Origin of the sequence: Symbiopectobacterium purcellii, assembly GCF_052050035.1 — a bacterium.
In the GTDB taxonomy this organism is placed as follows: Bacteria; Pseudomonadota; Gammaproteobacteria; order Enterobacterales; family Enterobacteriaceae; genus Symbiopectobacterium; species Symbiopectobacterium purcellii_A.
Window position 1 is genome coordinate 5,272,536 of the sequence record NZ_CP189882.1, and the last position, 23,786, is coordinate 5,296,321.

The following is a 23,786-nucleotide window of genomic DNA, read 5'->3' on the forward strand; positions in this document are numbered from 1 at the left end:
CTTACTGCAACACTCGCTGACGGATCAGCTGTGCAATAGCCGGCTCTTCATTGTGTCCGATAACCAGGGAGGCGTGCGCTTTAACGGCGTCATCACTGTTGCCCATGGCAACGCCAAGCCCTGCGGCTTCCAGCATACTGATGTCATTGAAGTTATCGCCAAAGGCCAGCACCTCGCTCATGGAATACCCCTGAGACGTGACCCATTCACTCAGCAACTTGCCTTTGTTATTTCCGCTTTGGGCGACGTCAACCTGATCCTGCCAGGACCACTCGCAGGTCAAGCCAAACTCGTCCATGACCCGATTGGCAAAGTTGTCTAGCGCTTGCATATCCGAATGCAACAGGGCGAATTTCCAGATGTTTTGTACTCGATCGGCGGCGTTAATCAGGCTGTCAACGTGAAGAAAGGTGGGGCGTTGGTGTGGCGGCAGCGTTTCTCCCCACGCCTGAGTGCGAATCACATGGCCGGTTGGTTCTTGGTACAACATGCCGTCATCGGCGTACATCAAACCGTGAATGCCATACTCGCCTAACAAAGTCAGCACGTTTTAAGCTTGAGCCGCCGTCAGCGGATTGGCTTGCGATGTTTGCTTATGCTGATAATCGTACAGATAGGTGCCATTGCAGCAAATCGCGGGTGTATCCGGATCCAACGCCTGATAGAACGGATGAATCGCGGAATGGTGACGCCCAGTGGCGATCACCACTTTGACGCCCTGCTGGCGTGCATGCGCCAGTGCAGCGAGGGACTCCGGTAAAATTTTCTTTTGTTTGTCCAGCAATGTGCCATCCAAATCAAGAGCAATGATACCATACGTCATAGCGGTATAGCCAAGCGACTTAATTTTGATTACACCATATGGACTGAGAACAAACTCTCTGTATCGCAACCCATCTCTCTTTTTTTGCTTTTTGCTTGTGCCCATTTATGCTCAATTGGGTTAAGATCTGGCGAATATGTAGGCAAATACTCCACCATATACCCTGCATCGATGATGACTTGTTGAATATTATGTTTTTTGTGAAAAGTGGCATTGTCCATCATGATTACACTGTTTTTAGGGAGTACTGGGATAAGGACTTGTGTGACCCAGGCATAGAAAACATCGCTGTTAATATTGATATCAAATAATCCGATAGCAAACAGCGTTGTGCCTAATAAAGCGCCGATAACATTTGTTCTTCCCCTAGCTCCCCAGTTCTTCAGGCCAAAACACCGTTGACCTTTTGGGGAATAGCCGTGAGTCCGTGGGGCATCGTGTGAAAAACCACTTTCATAAATAAAAACAATAGGTTTACCTTCTTTTTCATACTGTTGTTTTTTTTGTTGAAATCCCTGCCGGGCGTTTTCGTCGGCTTTCGGATGACGTAGAGTTTTTTTTATAGGTCAATCCCAGCTTTTTAAGCGCTTGCCAAATGGCCTTCTGACAAACGCCAAAACGCTCTGCACGTTCTTTTTGGTAAGCATCTGGATATTGTTCAACATCTTTTATCAACTCGGATTTATCGATCTTTCGCTGACGCGTGGTCGATGCTTTTGACTCTATTTGATTAATCCAACGCGATACAGAGGCAGGGCCAATCCGAAATTGCTTCGCTGTTTCTCGGATACTCAACCCTTCGTTTTTCCGTGTAGATATCACTTTACGTCTAAAATCAATTGAATAGCTCATTTAAATAATGTAATCAAAATTAAGTCGTTTAGCTATACTATTAAGAGAGTCTAGAATTGCGTTAATGTCCATAATGTTACACCCTAAGTTGCATGGCGCAAAATGCGACAAACCAAGGAGAAAAGCATGCAGCAAGTGGTCTATATCGCCAGTCCGGAAAGCCAGCAGATTCACGTCTGGCAATTGGCGTCTTCGGGGCAGCTCACGTTGTTACAGGTTGTCGATGCGCCGGGTCAGGTGCAACCGATGGTGATAGCGCCCAACAAACAGCATCTTTACGTTGGGGTACGCCCGACGTTCTCGGCCATCAGTTATCGCATCGATGCGCAAGGTTTGCTGACGCAGGTTGGTTCTGCCTCGTTGCCGGGAAGTCCGACGCATTTGTCCACTGACCGCCAAGGACGTTTTTTGTTTAGCGCCTCCTACAGCGGAGAAACGTTGAGCGTCAGCCCAATTGATGCCGAAGGCATTGTGGGGGAGCCGATTCAACAACTGGATGGGCTGTCAGGTTGCCACTCGAGCAATATTGATCTCCAAAACCAGGTGCTGTGGGCACCGTGCTTGAAAGAAGATCGCATTCGTTTGTATGACGTTTCTGCTGAGGGTGAGCTGTCGGTTGCGGCGCAAGCGGACCTGCATGCGGTAGATGGCGCAGGCCCACGGCATATGGATTTTCATCCCAATCAGCGTTTTGCTTACTGTGTGAATGAGCTGAACAGTTCGGTTGACGTGATTGAACTGCACTCGGTGGCGGGCAAAGCGCGCACCGTGCAGTCGTTGGATGCCATGCCGCAGGGCTTTGCGGATACCCGCTGGGCGGCGGATATTCATTTGACATCTGATGGTCGTTTCCTTTATTGCAGCGATCGCACCGCCAGTCTGTTAAGTATTTTCCAGGTGTCCGAAGATGGCAGCACCCTGACGCTGGTGGGACATCAACCAACGGAGACGCAACCGCGCGGTTTCAATATCGATAACCTCGGTGAATTTGTGATTTCTGCCGGGCAGAAGTCCCAGCACATTGAGGTGTATCGCATCGATCAGGAAAGCGGAAAGCTGCAACCGTTGGCGCGCTATGCAGTAGGGCAGGGGCCGATGTGGGTGAGTATTCTGGCGCTTGATTAAGCCCGACGGGGTTCCCGCGCAGTGCGGGAACGCCAACAGGATATTCACGGCCTGTCGCCGGGAAGCCAGATTTATTTCTTCTCTTCTTCTTCGTTAAGCATCTGACGCGCCCAACGCGGATTGTGCTTACGCGCCCACTTGGCAGAGACTTTGCCTTCGATCATGCCCTTGATGGAACCGCGTACCCAGAACGCCATGTACATATGAATCAGGATGGCGTGGATCAACACGATAGCTGCCGCCGCATGAACCAGAATGGCGTAGCGCACGATGTCGATCGGGAACAGGTGAGCAAAGTACGGCCGCCACATGATGATGCCGGTAATCAGCAACACCAGCGTTAACCCCATGATGCTCCAGAACATCATCTTCTGGCCCGGGTTGTATTTGCCTACATCCGCGACGTTATGTTCATTGCCTTTCAGAACCTCAACGATATGCAGGAACCAGGGAAGGTCGCGGCGTTTAGGTATAGCCAACCGACTTAAAAATGATTACATCCTATGCCCTGATATGCGGCAAAGAATCATAGCTGGCTGTTATCAAAATAATGTCGTTTGGCTATAACGTGTGGCAATCCGTCTATATTCCTTTAAACGGCCAAAACATCTTTCTATAGCTAAACGACTTAATTTTGATTACATTATTTAAATGAGCTATTCAATTGATTTTAGGCGTAAAGTGATATCTACACGGAAAAACGAAGGGTTGAGTATCCGAGAAACAGCGAAGCAATTTCGGATTGGCCCTGCCTCTGTATCGCGTTGGATTAATCAAATAGAGTCAAAAGCATCGACCACGCGTCAGCGAAAGATCGATAAATCCGAGTTGATAAAAGATGTTGAACAATATCCAGATGCTTACCAAAAAGAACGTGCAGAGCGTTTTGGCGTTTGTCAGAAGGCCATTTGGCAAGCGCTTAAAAAGCTGGGATTGACCTATAAAAAAAACTCTACGTCATCCGAAAGCCGACGAAAACGCCCGGCAGGGATTTCAACAAAAAAAACAACAGTATGAAAAAGAAGGTAAACCTATTGTTTTTATTGATGAAAGTGGTTTTTCACACGATGCCCCACGGACTCACGGCTATTCCCCAAAAGGTCAACGGTGTTTTGGCCTGAAGAACTGGGGAGCTAGGGGAAGAACAAATGTTATCGGCGCTTTATTAGGCACAACGCTGTTTGCTATCGGATTATTTGATATCAATATTAACAGCGATGTTTTCTATGCCTGGGTCACACAAGTCCTTATCCCAGTACTCCCTAAAAACAGTGTAATCATGATGGACAATGCCACTTTTCACAAAAAACATAATATTCAACAAGTCATCATCGATGCAGGGTATATGGTGGAGTATTTGCCTACATATTCGCCAGATCTTAACCCAATTGAGCATAAATGGGCACAAGCAAAAAGCAAAAAAAGAGAGATGGGTTGCGATACAGAGAGTTTGTTCTCAGTCCATATGGTGTAATCAAAATTAAGTCGCTTGGCTATATATTGTGGCTCACGAAACGGAAGAACATCGGCACCAGACAAACCACGATAAGAATCCCGAAGAACGGGTGCATGATGCGCCCCATCTGCGGTGTACCAAAGGTCTGCGTCAGCCATTGCAGCGTGGGGAAAAACAGCGCAATCCCCGACAGCGCCACCGGAAGAAGCTGATCACCACAATCCAGTGACAGATGCGGTCAACGAATTTGGTGCGCACAATCATTTTCTGCTTGCTCATTGCTTCTCCTCCTCATCGTGGTCATGCTCTGTTTCTTCCGTATTTTGCACTGGTCAAGTAAATCAGTGCACTTTTTTCTCAGCCATTTGTTCATAACGCACCGGAGACAGATCCCCGTTAGCGGCATGATGCCTGTGCAGGTTGTAGTAGCGGATATACGTCGCCACATCCTGCTCCATGTAAGCCCGTGTTGGCTGGGGTACCAGCAGCAACCATTCATGTTTCAGACTGCCCCAGAAGCGCTCCATCACCGCATTATCCCAGCAGGCACCCACGTCTCCCATACTGCTCCTCAGCCTGTAGCTGCTCAGCAGCGCCTGAAAGCGTTGTCCCGTGTACTGCGCCCCCCTGTCCGTATGCACCACCAGGCCCGGCGGGGGAGTTCGCAGGTTATATAGCTAAACGACTTAATTTTGATTACATTATTTAAATGAGCTATTCAATTGATTTTAGACGTAAAGTGATATCTACACGGAAAAACGAAGGGTTGAGTATCCGAGAAACAGCGAAGCAATTTCGGATTGGCCCTGCCTCTGTATGGCTTTGTTGAATAATTTAACCGTTTGATTTACATCTTCTTTAGTTAGAATGCATTTACAGAGAATGTATTTTGTTAGAACGACAAATCAAATAGTTAGCACAATAAAAAGCATTCCGAGAGGAAAAATTAGTCGTTGAAATTTTATAATGCTTATATAAATCAGTATCTTAAATTATTCAACAAAGCCGGGGAAGAACAAATGTTATCGGCGCTTTATTAGGCACAACGCTGTTTGCTATCGGATTATTTGATATCAATATTAACAGCGATGTTTTCTATGCCTGGGTCACACAAGTCCTTATCCCAGTACTCCCTAAAAACAGTGTAATCATGATGGACAATGCCACTTTTCACAAAAAACATAATATTCAACAAGTCATCATCGATGCAGGGTATATGGTGGAGTATTTGCCTACATATTCGCCAGATCTTAACCCAATTGAGCATAAATGGGCACAAGCAAAAAGCAAAAAAAGAGAGATGGGTTGCGATACAGAGAGTTTGTTCTCAGTCCATATGGTGTAATCAAAATTAAGTCGCTTGGCTATATGCCTTCATCAGGGCCCCGCAGACCAGCGATGAGGTCATCCGTCTGTCCACCTGCCAGCCCACTATCTGCCGGGAGTACAAATCCATAATAGCCGCCAGATACAGCCAGCCTTCACCGGTCTTCAGATACGTGATGTCACTCGCCCACACCTGATTTGGCCCCGGCGGGTTAAAATTCTGGTTCAGCAGGTTTGGGGCCACCTCTGCACCCGGGCGGGGTTTTGTCGTGACCTTATAAGTCCGGCGCTGTCGGCAGACCAGCCCCTCTTCCTGCATGAGTTTCCTCACCCGCCAGCGGCTGATTATGATGCCTTCTCCACGAAGCCTTTTGACCAGCGTCCGGCTTCCTGCTCCCTGCCTGCTGGCGGCGAACAGCGCCTTTAACCTGACCCGGACCTCCACGTCTTTTTGCAGCGGTTCGGCGGGCTTTTTTCGCCATGCATACCAGGCAGAGGCCGTCACACGCATGACCCGACAGAGTGTACGAACGCTGAAGTCAGTGGCATTGTCGAGAATGAACCGGTATCTCACCACATATGTTTCGCGAAGAAGGCACTCGCCTTTTTTAGTATCTCCTTCTCTGTACGTAACTCTTTGTTTTCCTTTTGTAACCGTTTTAACTCTGCACGTTCATCATCGCTGAGTACGCCGTTGCTCTGCTCGCGTGCCAGCGAGACCCATGTATGCAGGGTTTTGTTGCTTATGCCCAGCGATGCTGCTGCCCTGGCTATCGTATAGCCCTGCTCTGTTACCAGGGCAACGGCTTCCTTTTTAAACTCAGGGGTAAATTGTCGTTTATGGTTCACTAAACACCTCCGTTTTGGATGTAAGTTTAGTGTCCTGATTATTCAACCACTACATTTGGCCCAATGCCAACATAGTGGAAAATCAAACCGGCAAAGGTCGCGACAAAGCCGAGCGTAGCCAGCGGTTTGAGGATGCCTTTCCACAAGTTGACCGGGGTGGAGATCTGCGGATTGTCAGGCAGATTGTTGTAGAGCGACGGTTTATCGGCATGGTGCAACACGTACATGACGTGTGTACCGCCCACCCCTTCTGGATCGTACAGACCCGCGTTGTTGTAACCGCGTTTTTTCAGATGCGTGATGCGCTCTTCCGCCAGCAGTTTAATCTCTTCCTTGGTACCGAAATGAATAGCGCCGGTCGGACAGGTTTTCACACAGGCCGGTTCCTGACCCGTGCTAACGCGATCCACACACAGGGTGCATTTGTAAACCCGGTTATCGTCTTTATTGAGACGTGGAACGTTGAACGGACAGCCAGCGATACAGTAACCGCAGCCGATGCAGTGCTCGGACTGGAAGTCGACGATGCCGTCCGCGTACTGAATGATGGCACCAGCAGACGGGCACGCTTTCAAGCAGCCCGGATCGCTACAGTGCATACAGCCATCTTTACGGATCAGCCACTCCAGACGATCGGCGCTTTCCACTTCAGAAAAGCGCATCACCGTCCACGATTTGGCGCTCAGATCCATCGGGTTGTCATACACCCCGTGGTTATGGCCCACTTCGTCACGGATGTCATTCCACTCGGAATAGGCCGCCTGACAGGCTTTGTAGCCGATACAGGTGGTGACGTCAATCAGTTTGGCCACTTCACTTTTGTCGTTTCTTACGTGCGGTGGTGGTGTCAGGCTACTGGTAGCCGAACGTTGTATAATATCTTGAGATTGCATTGACATAGCGCGCTACCTTACACCTTTTCCACATTCACCAAAAACGCCTTGAACTCTGGCGTTTGCGAGTTAGCGCCACCGACGCTGGGCGTGAGGGTATTTGCCTGGAAGCCTTTGCGCGTGGTGCCTTCAAAGCCCCAGTAGCAAGGGATCCCGACGGTCTCAATCGCTTTACCGGCGACCGTCAAGGTCTTGATTCGTTTGGTGACCACCGCTTTGGCTTTGATGAAGCCGCGCTGGCAGGAAACCTTCACCTCATCCCCCGCTTTGATCCCTTTGCTCTGCGCCAGGTTTTCACCAATTTCACGGCTTTGTTGAATAAATCAGAATTAGCCGACAGGATGACTCCCTCTGCTACACCTGTTATCCGATCCTGACGCTGTGTGGCATACCCAACAACGTCATACGGTTCAGCGCTTTGACCATCGCTATGGCTTCACCTACTTGAGCCTCATAGTCACGCAGGCTCAGATGGCCACCCAGCAAAGTTTTTATGCGGAACATCGCTGTTTCTGCCACTGAACGCCGGTGATAACCCACTTTCTTTTTCCACATATCATTACTCCCGCTCAGACGCTGATTCGCCACCGCATGGTTACGTTCATGGTATAGCCAAGCGACATTATTTTGATAACAGCCAACTATGCTTCTTTGCCGCATATCAGGGCATAGGATGTAATCATTTTTAAGTCGGTTGGCTATACTTGTCCGGCCAGTATTTGGCTCCGCTTCGCGGCGGGATAAGGGGCCTGATTTTCTTTCTTAGCAACGCATCGTGGCAGTAACGGGCGGTCTGCTGACACTTCCCTGATTTTTCGGTGGGTTTGGTTAATCAGGCCCGGCAGTGCCTGCGCATCTGTCGTTCCGCTGAGCGATAAGTCGGCACAGATAATCTCATGCGTCGCACTGTCTGCTGCCAGATGAAGCTTGCGCCACACTCTTCGTCTGTCAGCCCCATGCTGCCTGACTTTCCATTCACCTTCGCCAAAGACCTTCAGACCGGTACTGTCGATGACCAGATGCGAGATTTCACCACGCGTTGGCGTTTTTATGCTGATATAGCCAAGCGACTTAATTTTGATTACACCATATGGACTGAGAACAAACTCTCTGTATCGCAACCCATCTCTCTTTTTTTGCTTTTTGCTTGTGCCCATTTATGCTCAATTGGGTTAAGATCTGGCGAATATGTAGGCAAATACTCCACCATATACCCTGCATCGATGATGACTTGTTGAATATTATGTTTTTTGTGAAAAGTGGCATTGTCCATCATGATTACACTGTTTTTAGGGAGTACTGGGATAAGGACTTGTGTGACCCAGGCATAGAAAACATCGCTGTTAATATTGATATCAAATAATCCGATAGCAAACAGCGTTGTGCCTAATAAAGCGCCGATAACATTTGTTCTTCCCCTAGCTCCCCAGTTCTTCAGGCCAAAACACCGTTGACCTTTTGGGGAATAGCCGTGAGTCCGTGGGGTATCGTGTGAAAAACCACTTTCATCAATAAAAACAATAGGTTTACCTTCTTTTTCATACTGTTGTTTTTTTTGTTGAAATCCCTGCCGGGCGTTTTCGTCGGCTTTCGGATGACGTAGAGTTTTTTTTATAGGTCAATCCCAGCTTTTTAAGCGCTTGCCAAATGGCCTTCTGACAAACGCCAAAACGCTCTGCACGTTCTTTTTGGTAAGCATCTGGATATTGTTCAACATCTTTTATCAACTCGGATTTATCGATCTTTCGCTGACGCGTGGTCGATGCTTTTGACTCTATTTGATTAATCCAACGCGATACAGAGGCAGGGCCAATCCGAAATTGCTTCGCTGTTTCTCGGATACTCAACCCTTCGTTTTTCCGTGTAGATATCACTTTACGTCTAAAATCAATTGAATAGCTCATTTAAATAATGTAATCAAAATTAAGTCGTTTAGCTATACTGACGGTTTTTGCCCGCCGACTGACCAGAGAGTAGTCCGGGCAGCGCAGTGGCAGGCTCATCAGTGTAAAAACCGAGTCGACAGCCCCATTCCCACTCGAAACGCAACAAAACGGTAGAGGCTTATGCCACCAGTAAGTGCGTTAAAAATACCTCATTGGGAGAACGATAGCCCAGCGATTTTCTGCCCCTTGTATTGAGTATGTGTTCGAGTTCGGCAATCTTACGATGACTGACCTGACTGAAGTCTGTTCCCTTTGGGTAAAAACGTCGTATCAGCCCGTTGGTGTGCTCATTCAAGCCCCTCTCCCAGGAATGATAAGGATGGGCAAAGTAGACCTGCGCCCCTGTGATTTGAGTAATTTGCTCGTGCAGAGCGAATTCAGGGCCGTTATCAGCTGTTAGGGTCTTAAACTTGCAAAAGGTATTAGCTTCAATGTCCCTGAAAGCAGCAACCACAGTCTCCGCACGCTTATTAGGCAGTTTGCGAATGATGACGGTTTTCAATGCTTTATCTACGATGGTTAACAAGAATGACTTCTGGTCTTTGCCAAAAATAGTGTCAATTTCGAAGTGGCCAGGCTCCTGTTTAAGCTCGGCTTGAGCTGGGCGATACTCAATACCAACACGGTTGGGAATAGGGCCTGATTTGAGGTTTTCGGCATTGTACCTGTAACGTTTTCCCCGATGAGGAAGTTGCTGATATAGCTCCCCGCCAGCCTGTCTCTCCTGCAGGATATAGCGATATAGCGTATTCTTGCTGACAGATATACCGAATTCCAGGTGCAAACCGCCACTGATGATTTCAGGTGAAGAGTGAGTGGAAAGCGCCTGCCTGATGAAGTTCTGAATGTGTGGCTCCAACGGGTAAAAAGCATTGTTTGGCAGAGGCTTATGACGGCGTTCCCGGGCCAGAGTGTCCGCCCTTCTACAGCAGTAGACACCATTGAAAGTAGGGTCGGTATTGCGTCTGAGTTCCCTGCTGATGGTCGAGCGAGGCAGAGCAAGCTCTCTGGCGATGGTAGCTTGGTTGACACCTTCACCACGCCGCTTTTCGATGTAGAACCGTTCTTTCTGAGTCAGAGGTTTTCCCTGCATGCAACAGGCTCTCCAGTATGGCCAGAACGGTGATTTTATCCGACTCTGGCAAGTGGGTCACTTTGTTGCGTTTCGAGTGGGAATGGGGCCGTTGCATGCAGGGAAAACCTCTGACTCAGAAAGAACGGTTCTACATCGAAAAACGGCGTGGTGATGGGGTTAACCAGGCCACCATCGCCCGGGAACTGGAGCTTCCTCTTTCTACCATCAGCAGGGAACTCAGACGCAATACCGACGCCGCTTTCAACGGGGTCTATGTAGTGGTCAACTAAATTTGGCCACCCTACCTGACTGTTGATGGAACAGCCGTTCTGATTCATTTGGTGTTAACCCACCGTTATATAGCCAAGCGACTTAATTTTGATTACACCATATGGACTGAGAACAAACTCTCTGTATCGCAACCCATCTCTCTTTTTTTGCTTTTTGCTTGTGCCCATTTATGCTCAATTGGGTTAAGATCTGGCGAATATGTAGGCAAATACTCCACCATATACCCTGCATCGATGATGACTTGTTGAATGGCTTTGTTGAATAATTTAACCGTTTGATTTACATCTTCTTTAGGTAGAATGCATGTACAGAGACTGTATTTTGTTAGAACGACAAATCAAGTAGTTAGCACAATAAAAAGCATTACGGCTGGAAAACTTAGTTGTTGAAGTGTTATAATAATTATGTAAATCAGCATGTTAAATTATTCAACAAAGCCTTGTTGAATATTATGTTTTTTGTGAAAAGTGGCATTGTCCATCATGATTACACTGTTTTTAGGGAGTACTGGGATAAGGACTTGTGTGACCCAGGCATAGAAAACATCGCTGTTAATATTGATATCAAATAATCCGATAGCAAACAGCGTTGTGCCTAATAAAGCGCCGATAACATTTGTTCTTCCCCTAGCTCCCCAGTTCTTCAGGCCAAAACACCGTTGACCTTTTGGGGAATAGCCGTGAGTCCGTGGGGCATCGTGTGAAAAACCACTTTCATCAATAAAAACAATAGGTTTACCTTCTTTTTCATACTGTTGTTTTTTTTGTTGAAATCCCTGCCGGGCGTTTTCGTCGGCTTTCGGATGACGTAGAGTTTTTTTTATAGGTCAATCCCAGCTTTTTAAGCGCTTGCCAAATGGCCTTCTGACAAACGCCAAAACGCTCTGCACGTTCTTTTTGGTAAGCATCTGGATATTGTTCAACATCTTTTATCAACTCGGATTTATCGATCTTTCGCTGACGCGTGGTCGATGCTTTTGACTCTATTTGATTAATCCAACGCGATACAGAGGCAGGGCCAATCCGAAATTGCTTCGCTGTTTCTCGGATACTCAACCCTTCGTTTTTCCGTGTAGATATCACTTTACGTCTAAAATCAATTGAATAGCTCATTTAAATAATGTAATCAAAATTAAGTCGTTTAGCTATACCAGTGAGGTCTGACATCGCTATAATAATGGGTTATGTAGCGAATAATGGATGATTGAGCAGTACTAAAGCTTTGGTAGCCAGTCGTTGGCACCCATTCAGTCTTCAGACTACGGAAGAATCGCTCCATCGGACTATTATCCCAACAATTTCCTCTGCGACTCATACTTTGGGTCATCTGATAACGCCACAATGCCTGCCTATACTGACGACTGGTGTAATGGCTTCCTTGGTCACTATGAAACATGACTTGTTTGGGATGCCCACGCAGTTCCCAATCCATTTGTAGTGCTTTGGCTGTTAATTCTGAATCTGGCGAAAACGACATTGCCCAACCCACGGGTTTTCGGGCAAATAAATCTAATACCACCGCCAGATACGCCCATCGGTCGCCTGTCCAAATATAGGTTACATCGCCGCACCAAACCTGGTCAGGCTTGGTATAGCCAACCGACTTAAAAATGATTACATCCTATGCCCTGATATGCGGCAAAGAAGCATAGCTGGCTGTTATCAAAATAATGTCGCTTGGCTATAACAGCGAACTGCCTATTGAGCAGATTTGGAATATAGCTAAACGACTTAATTTTGATTACATTATTTAAATGAGCTATTCAATTGATTTTAGACGTAAAGTGATATCTACACGGAAAAACGAAGGGTTGAGTATCCGAGAAACAGCGAAGCAATTTCGGATTGGCCCTGCCTCTGTATCGCGTTGGATTAATCAAATAGAGTCAAAAGCATCGACCACGCGTCAGCGAAAGATCGATAAATCCGAGTTGATAAAAGATGTTGAACAATATCCAGATGCTTACCAAAAAGAACGTGCAGACCGTTTTGGCGTTTGTCAGAAGGCCATTTGGCAAGCGCTTAAAAAGCTGGGATTGACCTATAAAAAAAACTCTACGTCATCCGAAAGCCGACGAAAACGCCCGGCAGGGATTTCAACAAAAAAAACAACAGTATGAAAAAGAAGGTAAACCTATTGTTTTTATTGATGAAAGTGGTTTTTCACACGATGCCCCACGGACTCACGGCTATTCCCCAAAAGGTCAACGGTGTTTTGGCCTGAAGAACTGGGGAGCTAGGGGAAGAACAAATGTTATCGGCGCTTTATTAGGCACAACGCTGTTTGCTATCGGATTATTTGATATCAATATTAACAGCGATGTTTTCTATGCCTGGGTCACACAAGTCCTTATCCCAGTACTCCCTAAAAACAGTGTAATCATGATGGACAATGCCACTTTTCACAAAAAACATAATATTCAACAAGTCATCATCGATGCAGGGTATATGGTGGAGTATTTGCCTACATATTCGCCAGATCTTAACCCAATTGAGCATAAATGGGCACAAGCAAAAAGCAAAAAAAGAGAGATGGGTTGCGATACAGAGAGTTTGTTCTCAGGAGACTGTAAAATAATCTGTGTAAATGGCATTTTGAGGAAAACCTTCAAAGGATAACAAAATGCCTATCAGCAACGAACTTATTGACCAACTGCTTCAAGATTGTCACTCCCCTCAGGATCTGCTGGGTGAATCAGGCCTACTCAAGGTGCTGACTAAAAGACTGGCGGAACGGGTTCTTGAAGCTGAGATGGAGATGCACCTTGGGTATGCTAAGCATGACCCGGCTGGTAATCATTCAGGCAACTCACGCAATGGCAAGACATCCAAGAGCGTACGTAGCCAAAATGGGGAGATCGAGCTCGATATTCCGCGCGACCGCAACAGTACCTTAGAGCCGACACTGATCGGTAAGAACGAAAAACAGCTTAACGGCTTCGATGACCGCATTATTTCTCTCTATTCCAGAGGGTTATCAACCCGTGATATTCAGGCACACTTTAAAGAAGTCTACGGGGTCGATGTTTCCGCTGGCTTCATTTCTCAAGTGACCAATGCTGTGATGGATGAAGTTAAGCGCTGGCAGCAACGGCCGCTGGATGCGCTTTATCCCATTGTTTACCTTGACTGTATTGTTGTCAAAAGCCAGGACGGCGGAGCCGTGGCCAACAAGTCTGTTTATCTGGCCCTCGGCGTCAACGGCCAGGGCGAAAAAGAGCTGCTGGGGCTATGGATAGCCAAAACTGAGGGGGCCAAGTTCTGGTTATCTGTGATGACAGAACTGAAAAATCGTGGGCTAAAGGACATCTTCGTCGCCTGCTGCGATGGCCTGAAAGGCTTTCCTGATGCCATTGAAGCTGTTTACCCGCATACGCGGGTACAGCTCTGCATTGTGCATCAGGTGCGGAACTCGCTGCGCTAAGTCGGCTGGAAAGAGCGTAAGGCGGTTGCTGCTGACCTGCGCACCATCTATAGTTCCGCAACGCTAGAGGGCGCTGAAGAGGCCCTGGATGCCTTCGCGGCCAAATGGGATGAGCAGTTCCCGACGATCAGCCCGTCGTGGAGAAATAATTGGGAACGTCTCATCGTCATTTTTGACTTTCCGCCGGAGATCCGCAAGGTTATCTACACCACCAACGCAATAGAGTCGTTAAATGCTTCATTGCGCAAGATAACGAAAACGCGACGAATATTTCCAACGGATGACTCGGTGATAAAATTACTCTATCTAGCCTTGCATAATATCTCTGCTAAATGGACCTTGCCAATCAGAGACTGGAAACCTGCTATGAGCCAATTCATGTTGATGTATGGAGAACGAATCTCCGGTTAAGCAATGGAGCCATTTACACAAAATTCTTTACAGACTCGTTCTCAGTCCATATGGTGTAATCAAAATTAAGTCGCTTGGCTATATCAATACGTTCATTTCCACCGCGGTTGTATTGATGTTTTCTTGTTTGGCAACTAACGAGGGTTAATTCTTTCATCAATTTACCCGCTAACCACCGCCCAAGTTTCACGTCGTGTGTATTGGTAACCATCGTGGCGATAGTCCTTGCGCCCGCAGACCCGCGACTAAGGTTCCACGCTTCGCTGACCAGGCTACGTTTTATCGTCCGCTCAATATCTGGCTCCTTAGGTCGACACCAATAGCGATAACTGCTTCGGTGAACATTAAAAATACGACACAACGCTTTCACTGGATAAAGCGCTCTTAGCTTTTCAACTACCGAGAATTTTTCAGTGAGTCGGACATTAAGAGCGCAGTAGCCTTTTTTAAGATGGCATTCTCCATTTCCAGTCGGTGGATTTTTTTCTTCATTTCTCTGAACTCAATTTGTTCAGGTGTTAATGGCAGAACAGGCGATGTTTTCCCTTGACGTTCTAAACGAAGGGCTCTTACCCACCGGCTAATCGCTGAAAGACTGACGTTCATGGTTTTCGCGGCTTCCTGGTAGGTATAATTTTGGTCAAGGACTAATTTGGCGGTTTCACATTTAAATTCAGCAGTAATTATTTTACTCATTTTGGCACCTATAAAAATTATGAGGTAAGCATATCACCTCTACTTAGGTGGCCAAATTCAGTATGCCACTACACTATTCCTGCAGAAGGGGGCTTTGTTGAATAATTTAAGATACTGATTTATATAAGCATTATAAAATTTCAACGACTAATTTTTCCTCTCGGAATGCTTTTTATTGTGCTAACTATTTGATTTGTCGTTCTAACAAAATACATTCTCTGTAAATGCATTCTAACTAAAGAAGATGTAAATCAAACGGTTAAATTATTCAACAAAGCCGCAGAAGGGCCGAAACGTTGGCCAGAGGGCGGCGGCAGAAAACACGGCCGGACAGCGTGGTTAACCAGCTTGAACCGCACATTCAGGACTTTATCAGAACGGCGCTGTCTACCAACACCTCACCTGAGGTCATCAGTGGGCGCCTGGTCCTGGAATTTGGCCTGTCCGTCAGCAAGAACTCGCTCTATCGCTATATCCAGCAGGAGCGCCGGGCCGGCGGTGAGCTGTATCAGCAGCTCCCTCATCGGGGTAAACGGTATAACTATCAGACCGATGAGAACAAACGCGGTCCTATTCCCAATCGTGTTGGCATTGAGCAGCGGCCGGCCGTTGCTGACCTCAAGCAGGAACCCGGGCATTTCGAGATTGACACCATCTTTGGCAAAGATCAGAAATCATTCCTGCTGACGGTGGTCGATAAAGCCGTCAAGCTGGTCATCATTCGCAAACTGCCCAACAAGCGAGCAGAGACAGTGGTAGCGGCCTTCAGGGACATCGTTGCCAATACCTTCTGCGAGTTTAAAACCCTGACTGCTGACAACGGTTCTGAATTTTCCCAGCACGGGGAAATTACAAAAGTCACGGGGGCACCGGTCTACTTTGCCCGGCCATATAGCCAACCGACTTAAAAATGATTACATCCTATGCCCTGATATGCGGCAAAGAAGCATAGCTGGCTGTTATCAAAATAATGTCGCTTGGCTATATCATTCCTGGGAACGCGGGTTGAATGAGCATACCAACGGCCTGATACGCCGTAGGTCATAGGTTCGAATCCTATAGTGCGTACCATTTAAATCAACAAGTTACCTTAATGAAGCTAACCAAATCATTTTATTTAGGTGTTCTAACGGGTGCTGTAACGTTCAGGAATCTCCTAGCCGAGCGGAGTGTGTTTTTCGTTTAGCTTGCTACGGTATTGCAATAAACATTACTGTGAATTACCTTCGGGTTAGGCTCCTCACGTTCTGGCATCTGCACACGCACCGATATGAAGGTGTCACGCGGGATATCTATCGGGTCGCCGTTGGCGTATCCCTCTATCTCATTGCGAGCGAAAACAGGCGCATCCGGGTGTGGGCGGTGATAGGTGCGAATAACTATCGAGCCATCCGGGTTTATCTGCTCACTTCCATCATCACCACCGTAGTCCACCCACAGGCGCGGTAACTTGTTGCGGCACATCGGCACATCGATACCGCCCTCATCACCGCCCCAGGCGCGATCGGCATTCAGGCCCAAACAGCCGGAAATGCGGTACACACCTTCACTCAGACGTTCGGTGGTGATGTCCTCAGCTTCGCTGGTCAACTCGCTGGTACCATCGGCGAACAGCTTCACAACCGGGCTTGCTGTTTTCCAGAAGCCGTTGGAGTCGGTTACGGCGTTATTGCCAGTAACAAGCACGTTGCCGGACGCAGCGCTCGGGAACGTTACAACGGTTTGTCCTGTTGCTGATCCAGTGCCGTCCCGTCTTATTATTTTAAGTTGTCCGTTCTCAGCGGAAATAAGAACCCTGCGCCCAACTGTTGCCTGTGCGACCGTAGTCGATTCAAGGTATATCGCAGGGTATTGCCTAAGAATAAAGAAATCGTTAGTTAAGGTTTTTAGCCCGGATATTGTCTGTGCGCTGTCGAGCGTAGCCAACTCATGCCACGCACCAACGGCGTTGTTCTCGATTGTTCTAAAACGGTACGATGGCGTGCTATTTCTCACATCGATCCAAACTTGAGCGCCATAGGTGCTGCTTGGATTGCCGAACAGATTTTGTAAATAGCCGCTATTAGGAACATCAGACTGTTCAGCTGACCGGGCATACCAAACGCCATTTGCTCGGTGATCAGATGCAAGGGTTGCGCCGGGCAACACTTGCGATGTGTTACTGCCAATACCACCAGCTAACCCGGCAACCAACACCTGACCAGCAGTAGCCAATGACGCTGTCTGCTTAGCAAGATTTTTGTCGGTCCAAAAGTTATGGATCACCGTAGCCGTTCCGGCTTCGTTACCTACAGTTGCCCTAATACCAAAAGACGGCGCTCCCACAACGGCTTCATGACCAAAAGACATTGAAGCCCACAAATCGCCCGTTTTTAGAAGAACGGACGGCGCATATCTGAGGCCATAAGAAACACGGCTTGTGTCATTACGGTATATGCGACTCCCTGTGTCGGAAGCCCTAAGCCACGCAATCATTGCCGCATCATCACGGTTGAAAGCCTGCCCTTTCGCCCCCCAACCCCAAGCCCCGTTTATCAATAGCGAGCCTGCGGTAGCATCAAACTGGCCAGTCTGCTTAACCCCTGTTACCTTCCCATTCAGCGCATCATCCCATGCCTTTTGCGAGCGAACGGTGACAGTCTGGCCGTCGGGCGTAGTTAAGGTAACGTTTCCCGCTCCGGTTAATATCTGCTGCCAGCCTGATAGTTGCTGCTGGTAATAGGCCAGCGTTGATGCAAACTCATGGGCAAACTGTTCAACCGAAACAGCCGGTGAGGTGGGAATAGCATAAGCTTTGCCTGTTCCCGTTGTGCCATTGAACGCCGATACCAGCGTTAATTGTGTATCGGATTGCACAGACTCAATTTCATAAATCTGAACAGTGCCAGCAGCAGGCAACAATAACATCCGGCCCGCTGATACACCGTTTAATGGATGAGTGAATTGGGTTCCTGTGCCCGTAATGATTTTGCTGCCATTAGTGGCAGTTAGCGTTCCGGTTTTATACCAAGACATATTTTCACCACACACAAAAAAACCGCAGAATGCGGTTTATGGTTTTCGATAGCATTGGTTGATATAGCCAACCGACTTAAAAATGATTACAGCCGATGCCCTGATATGTGGCAAAGAAGCATAGCTGGCTGTTATCAAAATAATGTCGCTTAGCTATATACCAACATGATAGATATTTTTACTTTCTAAAGATCACCGGTTGTAACTAGCAACTACAAATATTAGATAGCACCCGTTGTGTGCCATGCTTTCATACGTTTACCCTGCTTTATTGCCAATTCATTATCGGCGTAATCGAACTTGATTGCCGAAAAGCAGCAACGTCGAATTTGAACACAACCTTGTGAACCATCGTTCCACCACTCGATGGGCTTCTATGCATCTTTATTGAAACGACAGAAAATCCCTCACCGGCTGGGATAGTGAGAATTATTTTTCGAGGACGGATATAGGGTGCTAATTCGGCGCGACCCCACATATTTATGACTAAATCATCATCAATATATAATCCACCGTACCCCCCAGCGCCGGTTTGTCCGTTGAAAAACCAAATTTCATTAGTTTCCCTGTATATGGGAGGATTGAAAGCGCGGGTCCTCTCGTCGGTCGAGCCAATCATAATGATTGTTTTATCAAATAATTCTCTTTTTATTTTAAATAATTGATAGCTATAATCGCCACCATCTAAACCAATAATGCCGGTATATTCTCCGGCAAAGCTGTAGGTGTAATCATAAACATCACCAACAATTTTTCCAGCATAGACAGTCCCGTAGAAACTACCGTCATGAAATTCAGCATCCCCGTTCTTAGATATCTTCCATCCACGCACATCTTTAGCATAATTATTTGATTGTAGGTCGCCTCTAAACAACATGTCGTTGAACTCAGCAGTACCGTCTTTATTGATCATCCACCCTGAAACACCAGCAGAATAGTTTTTTGACTTGATGAGATCGCCAATCATCAGGTCAGTGATTGTGCCCTTACCAATAATCGCAGAATTAATAATTACCTGATCCCCCTGCGTGGTGAATATGAGTTGTGGATTTCCCCCGGCTGCATTCATGATCGAGAATCGGTCTTGCAGGAATATAGTATTCGACTGCATACCCTGGTCCGAGTCCTCAATGCTCTGCGTCATGCCGGCCACATAGTGGCACCCATTTGCATCAACCTTAATGCGCAGTGTGCGATAGGCCGACAACTTCACATCTGTGCCATTCACAATGCTGCTGATATCGCTGATTTCCGTTGTGACACCGTTAACCGTGGAGGTGAGTTGGGTGAGCTGCGTAGCTTGCGCTGTAAGCTGCCCGTCAATGTTGGTGACAGAGGTTTGCAGCCCCTGCACCGCCGTCGCATTCGCTGTAAGGCCAGTAGCAGGATCGTTCATCTGACTGTTGAGATCGGTCAGCTGCTGCGATGTGGTTTCGTTTTGCGTTGCCACTGTCTGCTGCAACTGCGTCAGATTACTGTTCGTCGTGCCGATACTTGACTGCATTTCCAGCATCGCAATCGTTCTGGCCTCAACTTCATTTGCTATTACTGCACGCGTTTCCGTGATTTCTGCCGCTCTATCACCGTTCTGCGCGCGCCAGCGTCGTGTTTCAGCATCGTTAGCCAGGCTGTTACGGATAATCGCTTTGGCCTGTTCAATGCTGTTCAGCATGCCGTCCGATATTTGCAGGGTATTGTTCTCAACCTCACCAACCAGAGATTTCCATGCATCGGTTTCAGTGATTTCACCCACAATCACATCCGTAATATCGCTTACGTCTGTGCTGGATCCCCCGCGTATCCAGTTCGTCCACGGTCCCTGATTGCCTGACTTGTCAACAATACGGGCACGGTAAAAGAACGCCTGACCGACACTGAGCCCCATTTGCTGATAGGTGCGAGTGGGGTAAGCCACATCGGCCAGCAGCAACGCAGTCTGCCCGTCGCTCGTAGGGGAATACTGAATCTCCGTTTTCAGGGTATCGTCTGTGTCAGCAGGAAAACTCCAGTTAAGCTGAATGCCGAAAACGAGTGGCACTGTGATGAAACTCGCCAGCGCAGGCGGGTTGCCCTCTTTGCCGTTAAGCCGGGTCTCCTGCGCGTTAGCCCACATGCTGGAGATTTCAGCCGCATTAATAGCCCGGACGCGAGCCTGATATTGCCCGGCGTAAATGCCTGGTACTTCAAAACCCAACGCAGAAGTACGCGCTGCATTTATCCAGTTGCCATTATCACGTCGCCATTGCGCCTCATAAGCGATTGCGCTTTCAGCCCGATCCCACGTTACCCGAAGTGTCGTAACGTTTATGCCCTGATCGACAGTGTTGTAACTGCCAATCTCGACACTTTCGGGGGCAGGTTGTACTGAAGGCGGAATAACGCTGATCGGACGCGATTCAATGCGTGCGCCGTTATCAATATTGTCCCATTTGTCCGGGTCATACTCGACGCCGGTGATATCAAATGACAGACCACCATCAGCCTCGGCCACACCAACAATGCGGTACAGTTGCAAAGCCAAATCAGTGGCATCTATCGCCCATACAGATTCTGCGATCGGCGTTTCGCTGTAGTCTGTTGTGACCGTAATGATGTTGTCGTTTACCGCTTCAATGGTGCGCCCTTCCGCTTTCCCACTCGGCAGGTTAACAATCAGGCGCTCACCAATGGCCGCAGACGATACGCGATCAAGTGTGATGTTACGCCCGTCAACCGCACTGATGCGACCCCCCAGGGGACGCCCTGCCAGTAACGAATCAGCTACCCCAACAATTGAGCCAGGCACCGGAATATCGCCATCCAGCCCCATTGTGTACGCAATGGCCCTGTCCGCATCATTGGTGTGCAAAATCCATTTACCACGGCGGATCGCCTCCGTCTGACGAATACAACCAATCGCCGTCACTTCGGCCTGTTTAATCCCGTAACGTTTAACCAACTTGTTATCATTGACGGCTTCAACGGCATCCTGATAGCTGTTGGCAGGATCGGACCATGACACCATGGCCTGGCTATAATGTGTTTTCTCGCTGGCGTTGCTGTAGGTGAATTTCCCGTCTTTCACGTTGGCGCGCGTCACGATGTAATCAATATCGCGCGGCATATCGGCGATCACATTCATCTGGTTGTTGCCCCAGAACGTGGCACCGCGAAAGATTGCAGCCAGATCATTAAGCACGGTCCAGGCTTCTTCCTGCGACTGGATATACACATCGCATAAAAAACGTGGTTCAGTGCCATTACCGCCCCGGCCATCCGGTACTAACTGATCGCAATACTGTGCAATCTGATACAGCGACCATTTTGAAACGGAGAGGTTTTCAGCCTTGATGCGGTTGCCAAGGCCAAAGCGATCGCTGATCTGGATGTCGTAATACACCCAGGCAGGGTTATTGGTGAATGCCCATTTAAAGGTGCCGTTCCATGCCCCGCTGTAAGTTCGGGCTACCGGATCATAATTTGAGGGGACGCGGATAATGCGCCCATCGGGCTCACAGGAAATGACCGGGATATTCTGGAACTGTTTCGCATCAAACTGAATAAACAGCAGCGCGGTTTCCGGGTAACGCAATTTCGCATCAATGATTTCCGTAACGGCATCAATAACCATTTTATCGGCAATGCGGTTGCTCGTTGAATTCGGCGTAATGCGACGCACACGGATTTGCCAGCCGGTTGTTGCATCAGGTAAGTCAATACGGTGGCTACGCTCATATTTCGTCGTAGTCTTACCGTCGACCGCTGTTTTCAGCAGTTCCTGATAGCTGCCGCCATCCGTGGCCACATCAATCGCATACTCAATGCGATAACCACCAACATCGCCGTTATCCTGTTGTTGCTGGAGTGCAGACCACGAAAAGCGTAGACGTACCGCTGAAAGCTGAGTATTGGTGAGTGACCGCACCCAGGCTGTCTGACTGGTTAATTCTGTGCTGACGGTAATTTCATTCTCAACGCCAGGGAAGCCGGGTATATAGGATTGATCGGGCGTGCCGGAGCGAAACTCCCACGTCACGCCTGAAAAGTTTGCGTTGCCGTGCGCATCAGTGATCGGTGTGCCGTCCAGAAAAACCCGCGAGCCATCCAGCCCACCGCTAAATTCCCCCTCCCCCAACGCCAGCAGAATTTTTGCGTAGGACGTAGACTGAATAGAATCAGGTGACTCAACCGGTGTGCGGGCATTACCGCCGCCACCTTTACGACCACGAATCGTCATGAATGCTCCAAAAACAAAAAAACCGCTAAGCGCGGCTTAAACGTGTGAAGGGATAATGATTACTGCTGATCTTCTGCGTAAATACCCGCAGAGATAATCGCGCCACCGATTCGGCGACGGCCATAGAGGATCGGCACCGGATCCCCCTGAGCAATGGAGTTAACCGGCCCACCGAAAGCGTATGAGGGTTTGTTGTCGGGAGATTCACGCATAGCAATCCCGCCCTGAACGGGCGTTAGCATCTGCACCACTCCGCCAAGCATCATCGATGCCCCCATCATTCCCATACCGAACGCTAGTTTGGGCCAGAGAAACCCAATTCCATACGCAGGGCCAAGAATAAGAGAACTGGCTAGTAATACGGCCCCAAAAATCGTTTGAAACATTCCCGCCTTCTTGCTCCCGATAATGACGGGAGCAATACGGATTTCATGACTGACATTAAAATCCAGCTCATCACGCGTAAGATTTCGCTTACCGTCAAATACCGCATAGGTCAGCCCCCGCGCTTTACTCGTCAGTAGAAACTTCTCAAAGCCGGGGATGACTATGCTTAGCGCCTTGATAGCCTCCTGACGGCTTTCAACCGCCAGACGGTGCACGCGCCCAAACGTTGCACCCAGGACGCCATAGAGACGGATGTTTTTTAGGGGTTGGTACTCAATGGCTACCGACATTAACACCTCCTGTATAGCGCAAGCGGGTTATGGTTCTGTCAAACCAGTAACCGCCATAGGGGATTTTTTGGCTCAACTGGTTATACATATGATGGAGCATTTCACCGTTTCCAACATAAACCCCTGCGTGGTTTGGCTCGCTGGCGCGTACTTGCATAATGATCACGTCACCGGGTTGTAGTTCACCACTGACAGCAGTAAATCCCGCCTCGGCGTAATGTTTCATGTAAAGGTTTTCGCTACGGTTCCACCATCCATCGGCGCGTTCAAAATTGGGCAGCGTTATGCCTCGTTCCAACAGATACCAGTCACGCACAATGGCATAGCAATCCCAGATGCCATGCACAAAAGGACGCCCCAGCAACGGCTTGATACTCTCCGCAGGCATAATGGTGCGAATATCCCCCTCCGGCCAACTGGCGATCACCCAAGGCAGTTGCGACACATCACACTCAGCCTGATCAACATGACTAGGTTGTGTGGTGGCATCCGGGTGACTGTGGACAATGGCAATGATGGCCCCGCTATCTTCCGCCTCTGCGTAATCCTCCGGGTTCATCGTGAAATGTTCTTCTGGCTCCAGCGCCTGATTACGGCAGCGCACATAGCGTTGTTTCCGCCCGGTCTGGATAATTAATCCGCACGCCTCATAGGGATAGACGTGCTCAGCATGTGCCAGTATTTCTGTAATGATTAATTTGCTGAGTTTCAC

Annotated in this window: 24 protein-coding genes, 1 tRNA gene and 10 pseudogenes; 10 read left to right on the forward strand and 25 right to left on the reverse strand. The window is 48.2% G+C overall.

The features are described 5' to 3' along the window. Position 1: 1 nt before the first annotated feature. From ACQGXV_RS35755 to ACQGXV_RS35765, 3 genes and pseudogenes are all read right to left on the reverse strand, one after another. Positions 2–823, reverse strand: a pseudogene (locus ACQGXV_RS35755) (pyridoxal phosphatase). 29 nt (positions 824–852) lie between these two features. Next, on the reverse strand, positions 853–1,386 hold the full coding sequence (locus tag ACQGXV_RS35760) for an IS630 family transposase (RefSeq protein ID WP_440867174.1): 534 nt from the start codon (positions 1,384–1,386) through the stop codon (positions 853–855). Then, a complete protein-coding gene (locus ACQGXV_RS35765) occupies positions 1,310–1,675 on the reverse strand; it encodes an IS630 transposase-related protein (RefSeq protein ID WP_440862584.1) in 366 nt (121 codons plus the stop codon). The genes ACQGXV_RS35760 and ACQGXV_RS35765 overlap by 77 nt, the downstream gene beginning before the upstream one ends. 126 nt (positions 1,676–1,801) lie before the next feature. Here ACQGXV_RS35765 and pgl point away from each other — a divergent pair, with 126 nt between their 5' ends. Further along, the gene (gene pgl / locus ACQGXV_RS35770; RefSeq protein ID WP_440867814.1) at positions 1,802–2,800 is read left to right on the forward strand and encodes a 6-phosphogluconolactonase; all 999 of its coding nucleotides are present in this window, start codon (positions 1,802–1,804) and stop codon (positions 2,798–2,800) included. A gap of 71 nt (positions 2,801–2,871) precedes the next feature. Here pgl and ACQGXV_RS35775 read toward each other — a convergent pair. Next, positions 2,872–3,273 (reverse strand): annotated as a pseudogene (locus tag ACQGXV_RS35775) (formate dehydrogenase subunit gamma); the annotation flags it as partial. Positions 3,274–3,451: 178 nt separating this feature from the next. Here ACQGXV_RS35775 and ACQGXV_RS35780 point away from each other — a divergent pair. Both ACQGXV_RS35780 and ACQGXV_RS35785 read left to right on the forward strand, forming a co-directional pair. Continuing rightward, positions 3,452–3,817 (forward strand): IS630 transposase-related protein, encoded by a 366-nt coding sequence (locus ACQGXV_RS35780; protein ID WP_440862584.1) that lies wholly within the window; start codon positions 3,452–3,454, stop codon positions 3,815–3,817. Next, entirely contained in the window at positions 3,741–4,274 is a 534-nt protein-coding gene (locus ACQGXV_RS35785) for an IS630 family transposase (RefSeq protein WP_440862665.1), read from the forward strand. The genes ACQGXV_RS35780 and ACQGXV_RS35785 overlap by 77 nt, the downstream gene beginning before the upstream one ends. Positions 4,275–4,296: 22 nt before the next feature. Here ACQGXV_RS35785 and ACQGXV_RS35790 read toward each other — a convergent pair. Together ACQGXV_RS35790 and ACQGXV_RS35795 are read right to left on the reverse strand one after the other, a co-directional pair. Next, positions 4,297–4,535, reverse strand: a pseudogene (locus ACQGXV_RS35790) (cytochrome b/b6 domain-containing protein); the annotation flags it as partial. Positions 4,536–4,597: 62 nt separating this feature from the next. After that, positions 4,598–4,930: pseudogene (locus tag ACQGXV_RS35795) on the reverse strand (integrase core domain-containing protein); the annotation flags it as partial. A gap of 320 nt (positions 4,931–5,250) precedes the next feature. On the opposite strand from ACQGXV_RS35795, the gene ACQGXV_RS35800 reads away from it, so the two are divergent. Further along, on the forward strand, positions 5,251–5,601 hold the full coding sequence (locus ACQGXV_RS35800) for a transposase (protein ID WP_440867671.1): 351 nt from the start codon (positions 5,251–5,253) through the stop codon (positions 5,599–5,601). A 6-nt stretch (positions 5,602–5,607) separates the two neighbouring features. Here ACQGXV_RS35800 and ACQGXV_RS35805 read toward each other — a convergent pair whose 3' ends face one another. The 9 genes and pseudogenes from ACQGXV_RS35805 to ACQGXV_RS35845 form a co-directional block, all read right to left on the reverse strand. Next, on the reverse strand, positions 5,608–6,159 hold the full coding sequence (locus tag ACQGXV_RS35805; protein ID WP_440864663.1) for an IS3 family transposase: 552 nt from the start codon (positions 6,157–6,159) through the stop codon (positions 5,608–5,610). After that, positions 6,153–6,431 carry a transposase gene (locus ACQGXV_RS35810; RefSeq protein ID WP_440863524.1) on the reverse strand — a complete coding sequence of 93 codons (279 nt, stop codon included), beginning with the start codon at positions 6,429–6,431 and terminating at the stop codon, positions 6,153–6,155. Before ACQGXV_RS35810 ends, ACQGXV_RS35805 begins: the two co-directional genes overlap by 7 nt. Positions 6,432–6,469: 38 nt before the next feature. Further along, on the reverse strand, positions 6,470–7,330 hold the full coding sequence (gene fdxH, locus ACQGXV_RS35815; protein ID WP_440864664.1) for a formate dehydrogenase subunit beta: 861 nt from the start codon (positions 7,328–7,330) through the stop codon (positions 6,470–6,472). 11 nt (positions 7,331–7,341) lie between these two features. Next, positions 7,342–7,641 (reverse strand): annotated as a pseudogene (locus tag ACQGXV_RS35820) (molybdopterin dinucleotide binding domain-containing protein); the annotation flags it as partial. Positions 7,642–7,687: 46 nt separating this feature from the next. Further along, positions 7,688–8,382, reverse strand: a pseudogene (locus ACQGXV_RS35825) (IS5 family transposase); the annotation flags it as partial. 23 nt (positions 8,383–8,405) lie between these two features. Continuing rightward, a complete protein-coding gene (locus tag ACQGXV_RS35830) occupies positions 8,406–8,939 on the reverse strand; it encodes an IS630 family transposase (RefSeq protein WP_440867179.1) in 534 nt (177 codons plus the stop codon). Next, positions 8,863–9,228, reverse strand: coding sequence for an IS630 transposase-related protein (locus ACQGXV_RS35835; protein ID WP_440862584.1), 366 nt, complete (start codon positions 9,226–9,228; stop codon positions 8,863–8,865). The genes ACQGXV_RS35830 and ACQGXV_RS35835 overlap by 77 nt, the downstream gene beginning before the upstream one ends. Before the next feature lie 30 nt (positions 9,229–9,258). Then, positions 9,259–9,354: pseudogene (locus ACQGXV_RS35840) on the reverse strand (IS5/IS1182 family transposase); the annotation flags it as partial. Between the two features lie 34 nt (positions 9,355–9,388). Continuing rightward, the gene (locus tag ACQGXV_RS35845) at positions 9,389–10,363 is read right to left on the reverse strand and encodes an IS30 family transposase (RefSeq protein WP_440864665.1); all 975 of its coding nucleotides are present in this window, start codon (positions 10,361–10,363) and stop codon (positions 9,389–9,391) included. 95 nt (positions 10,364–10,458) lie between these two features. On the opposite strand from ACQGXV_RS35845, the gene ACQGXV_RS35850 reads away from it, so the two are divergent. Continuing rightward, entirely contained in the window at positions 10,459–10,635 is a 177-nt protein-coding gene (locus ACQGXV_RS35850; RefSeq protein WP_440864666.1) for a helix-turn-helix domain-containing protein, read from the forward strand. A gap of 92 nt (positions 10,636–10,727) precedes the next feature. Here ACQGXV_RS35850 and ACQGXV_RS35855 read toward each other — a convergent pair whose 3' ends face one another. From ACQGXV_RS35855 to ACQGXV_RS35870, 4 genes and pseudogenes are all read right to left on the reverse strand, one after another. Further along, entirely contained in the window at positions 10,728–10,937 is a 210-nt protein-coding gene (locus ACQGXV_RS35855) for a transposase (RefSeq protein ID WP_440867815.1), read from the reverse strand. 123 nt (positions 10,938–11,060) lie between these two features. Further along, positions 11,061–11,459, reverse strand: a complete 399-nt coding sequence (locus tag ACQGXV_RS35860; protein WP_440867816.1) for a transposase — start codon at positions 11,457–11,459, stop codon at positions 11,061–11,063. After that, positions 11,383–11,748: an IS630 transposase-related protein gene (locus tag ACQGXV_RS35865; RefSeq protein WP_440862584.1), complete on the reverse strand. Its 366-nt coding sequence runs from the start codon at positions 11,746–11,748 to the stop codon at positions 11,383–11,385. The genes ACQGXV_RS35860 and ACQGXV_RS35865 overlap by 77 nt, the downstream gene beginning before the upstream one ends. Before the next feature lie 28 nt (positions 11,749–11,776). Then, positions 11,777–12,226 (reverse strand): annotated as a pseudogene (locus ACQGXV_RS35870) (IS3 family transposase); the annotation flags it as partial. A 163-nt stretch (positions 12,227–12,389) separates the two neighbouring features. Here ACQGXV_RS35870 and ACQGXV_RS35875 point away from each other — a divergent pair. The 3 genes and pseudogenes from ACQGXV_RS35875 (at position 12,390) to ACQGXV_RS35885 (ending at position 14,470) form a co-directional block, all read left to right on the forward strand. Beyond that, on the forward strand, positions 12,390–12,755 hold the full coding sequence (locus ACQGXV_RS35875; RefSeq protein WP_440864667.1) for an IS630 transposase-related protein: 366 nt from the start codon (positions 12,390–12,392) through the stop codon (positions 12,753–12,755). Further along, positions 12,679–13,254 (forward strand): IS630 family transposase, encoded by a 576-nt coding sequence (locus ACQGXV_RS35880; RefSeq protein ID WP_440867817.1) that lies wholly within the window; start codon positions 12,679–12,681, stop codon positions 13,252–13,254. Before ACQGXV_RS35875 ends, ACQGXV_RS35880 begins: the two co-directional genes overlap by 77 nt. Before the next feature lie 4 nt (positions 13,255–13,258). Then, positions 13,259–14,470: pseudogene (locus ACQGXV_RS35885) on the forward strand (IS256 family transposase). 13 nt (positions 14,471–14,483) lie between these two features. Here ACQGXV_RS35885 and ACQGXV_RS35890 read toward each other — a convergent pair. Together ACQGXV_RS35890 and ACQGXV_RS35895 are read right to left on the reverse strand one after the other, a co-directional pair. Further along, the gene (locus tag ACQGXV_RS35890) at positions 14,484–14,681 is read right to left on the reverse strand and encodes a hypothetical protein (protein ID WP_440864668.1); all 198 of its coding nucleotides are present in this window, start codon (positions 14,679–14,681) and stop codon (positions 14,484–14,486) included. A gap of 185 nt (positions 14,682–14,866) precedes the next feature. Continuing rightward, positions 14,867–15,166: a transposase gene (locus ACQGXV_RS35895; RefSeq protein ID WP_440864669.1), complete on the reverse strand. Its 300-nt coding sequence runs from the start codon at positions 15,164–15,166 to the stop codon at positions 14,867–14,869. Between the two features lie 275 nt (positions 15,167–15,441). Between ACQGXV_RS35895 and ACQGXV_RS35900 the strand changes: the two are divergent. Together ACQGXV_RS35900 and ACQGXV_RS35905 are read left to right on the forward strand one after the other, a co-directional pair. Further along, positions 15,442–16,204 (forward strand): annotated as a pseudogene (locus ACQGXV_RS35900) (IS30 family transposase); the annotation flags it as partial. Continuing rightward, positions 16,167–16,237, forward strand: a tRNA-Ile gene (locus ACQGXV_RS35905). The pseudogene ACQGXV_RS35900 and the gene ACQGXV_RS35905, both read left to right, overlap by 38 nt. A gap of 111 nt (positions 16,238–16,348) precedes the next feature. Here the strand turns inward: ACQGXV_RS35905 and ACQGXV_RS35910 are convergent. From ACQGXV_RS35910 to ACQGXV_RS35925, 4 genes are all read right to left on the reverse strand, one after another. Next, positions 16,349–18,181: a hypothetical protein gene (locus ACQGXV_RS35910; protein ID WP_440863213.1), complete on the reverse strand. Its 1,833-nt coding sequence runs from the start codon at positions 18,179–18,181 to the stop codon at positions 16,349–16,351. Between the two features lie 268 nt (positions 18,182–18,449). Continuing rightward, a complete protein-coding gene (gene gpJ, locus ACQGXV_RS35915; protein WP_440863212.1) occupies positions 18,450–22,397 on the reverse strand; it encodes a TipJ family phage tail tip protein in 3,948 nt (1,315 codons plus the stop codon). A gap of 59 nt (positions 22,398–22,456) precedes the next feature. Continuing rightward, entirely contained in the window at positions 22,457–23,074 is a 618-nt protein-coding gene (locus tag ACQGXV_RS35920; protein WP_440863211.1) for a tail assembly protein, read from the reverse strand. Then, a complete protein-coding gene (locus ACQGXV_RS35925) occupies positions 23,058–23,786 on the reverse strand; it encodes a C40 family peptidase (protein WP_440863210.1) in 729 nt (242 codons plus the stop codon). Before ACQGXV_RS35925 ends, ACQGXV_RS35920 begins: the two co-directional genes overlap by 17 nt.

What these genes read in the sequence shown, in the direction of transcription:
- ACQGXV_RS35765 (WP_440862584.1), bottom strand. Translation starts at nt 1,675, where the DNA reads ATGAGCTATTCAATTGATTTTAGACGTAAAGTGATATCTACACGGAAA.
- pgl (WP_440867814.1), top strand. Translation starts at nt 1,802, where the DNA reads ATGCAGCAAGTGGTCTATATCGCCAGTCCGGAAAGCCAGCAGATTCAC.
- ACQGXV_RS35780 (WP_440862584.1), top strand. Translation starts at nt 3,452, where the DNA reads ATGAGCTATTCAATTGATTTTAGGCGTAAAGTGATATCTACACGGAAA.
- fdxH (WP_440864664.1), bottom strand. Translation starts at nt 7,330, where the DNA reads ATGTCAATGCAATCTCAAGATATTATACAACGTTCGGCTACCAGTAGC.
- ACQGXV_RS35835 (WP_440862584.1), bottom strand. Translation starts at nt 9,228, where the DNA reads ATGAGCTATTCAATTGATTTTAGACGTAAAGTGATATCTACACGGAAA.
- ACQGXV_RS35845 (WP_440864665.1), bottom strand. Translation starts at nt 10,363, where the DNA reads ATGCAGGGAAAACCTCTGACTCAGAAAGAACGGTTCTACATCGAAAAG.
- ACQGXV_RS35850 (WP_440864666.1), top strand. Translation starts at nt 10,459, where the DNA reads ATGCAGGGAAAACCTCTGACTCAGAAAGAACGGTTCTACATCGAAAAA.
- ACQGXV_RS35865 (WP_440862584.1), bottom strand. Translation starts at nt 11,748, where the DNA reads ATGAGCTATTCAATTGATTTTAGACGTAAAGTGATATCTACACGGAAA.
- ACQGXV_RS35875 (WP_440864667.1), top strand. Translation starts at nt 12,390, where the DNA reads ATGAGCTATTCAATTGATTTTAGACGTAAAGTGATATCTACACGGAAA.
- ACQGXV_RS35890 (WP_440864668.1), bottom strand. Translation starts at nt 14,681, where the DNA reads ATGGTTACCAATACACACGACGTGAAACTTGGGCGGTGGTTAGCGGGT.
- ACQGXV_RS35895 (WP_440864669.1), bottom strand. Translation starts at nt 15,166, where the DNA reads ATGAGTAAAATAATTACTGCTGAATTTAAATGTGAAACCGCCAAATTA.
- ACQGXV_RS35910 (WP_440863213.1), bottom strand. Translation starts at nt 18,181, where the DNA reads ATGTCTTGGTATAAAACCGGAACGCTAACTGCCACTAATGGCAGCAAA.
- gpJ (WP_440863212.1), bottom strand. Translation starts at nt 22,397, where the DNA reads ATGACGATTCGTGGTCGTAAAGGTGGCGGCGGTAATGCCCGCACACCG.
- ACQGXV_RS35920 (WP_440863211.1), bottom strand. Translation starts at nt 23,074, where the DNA reads ATGTCGGTAGCCATTGAGTACCAACCCCTAAAAAACATCCGTCTCTAT.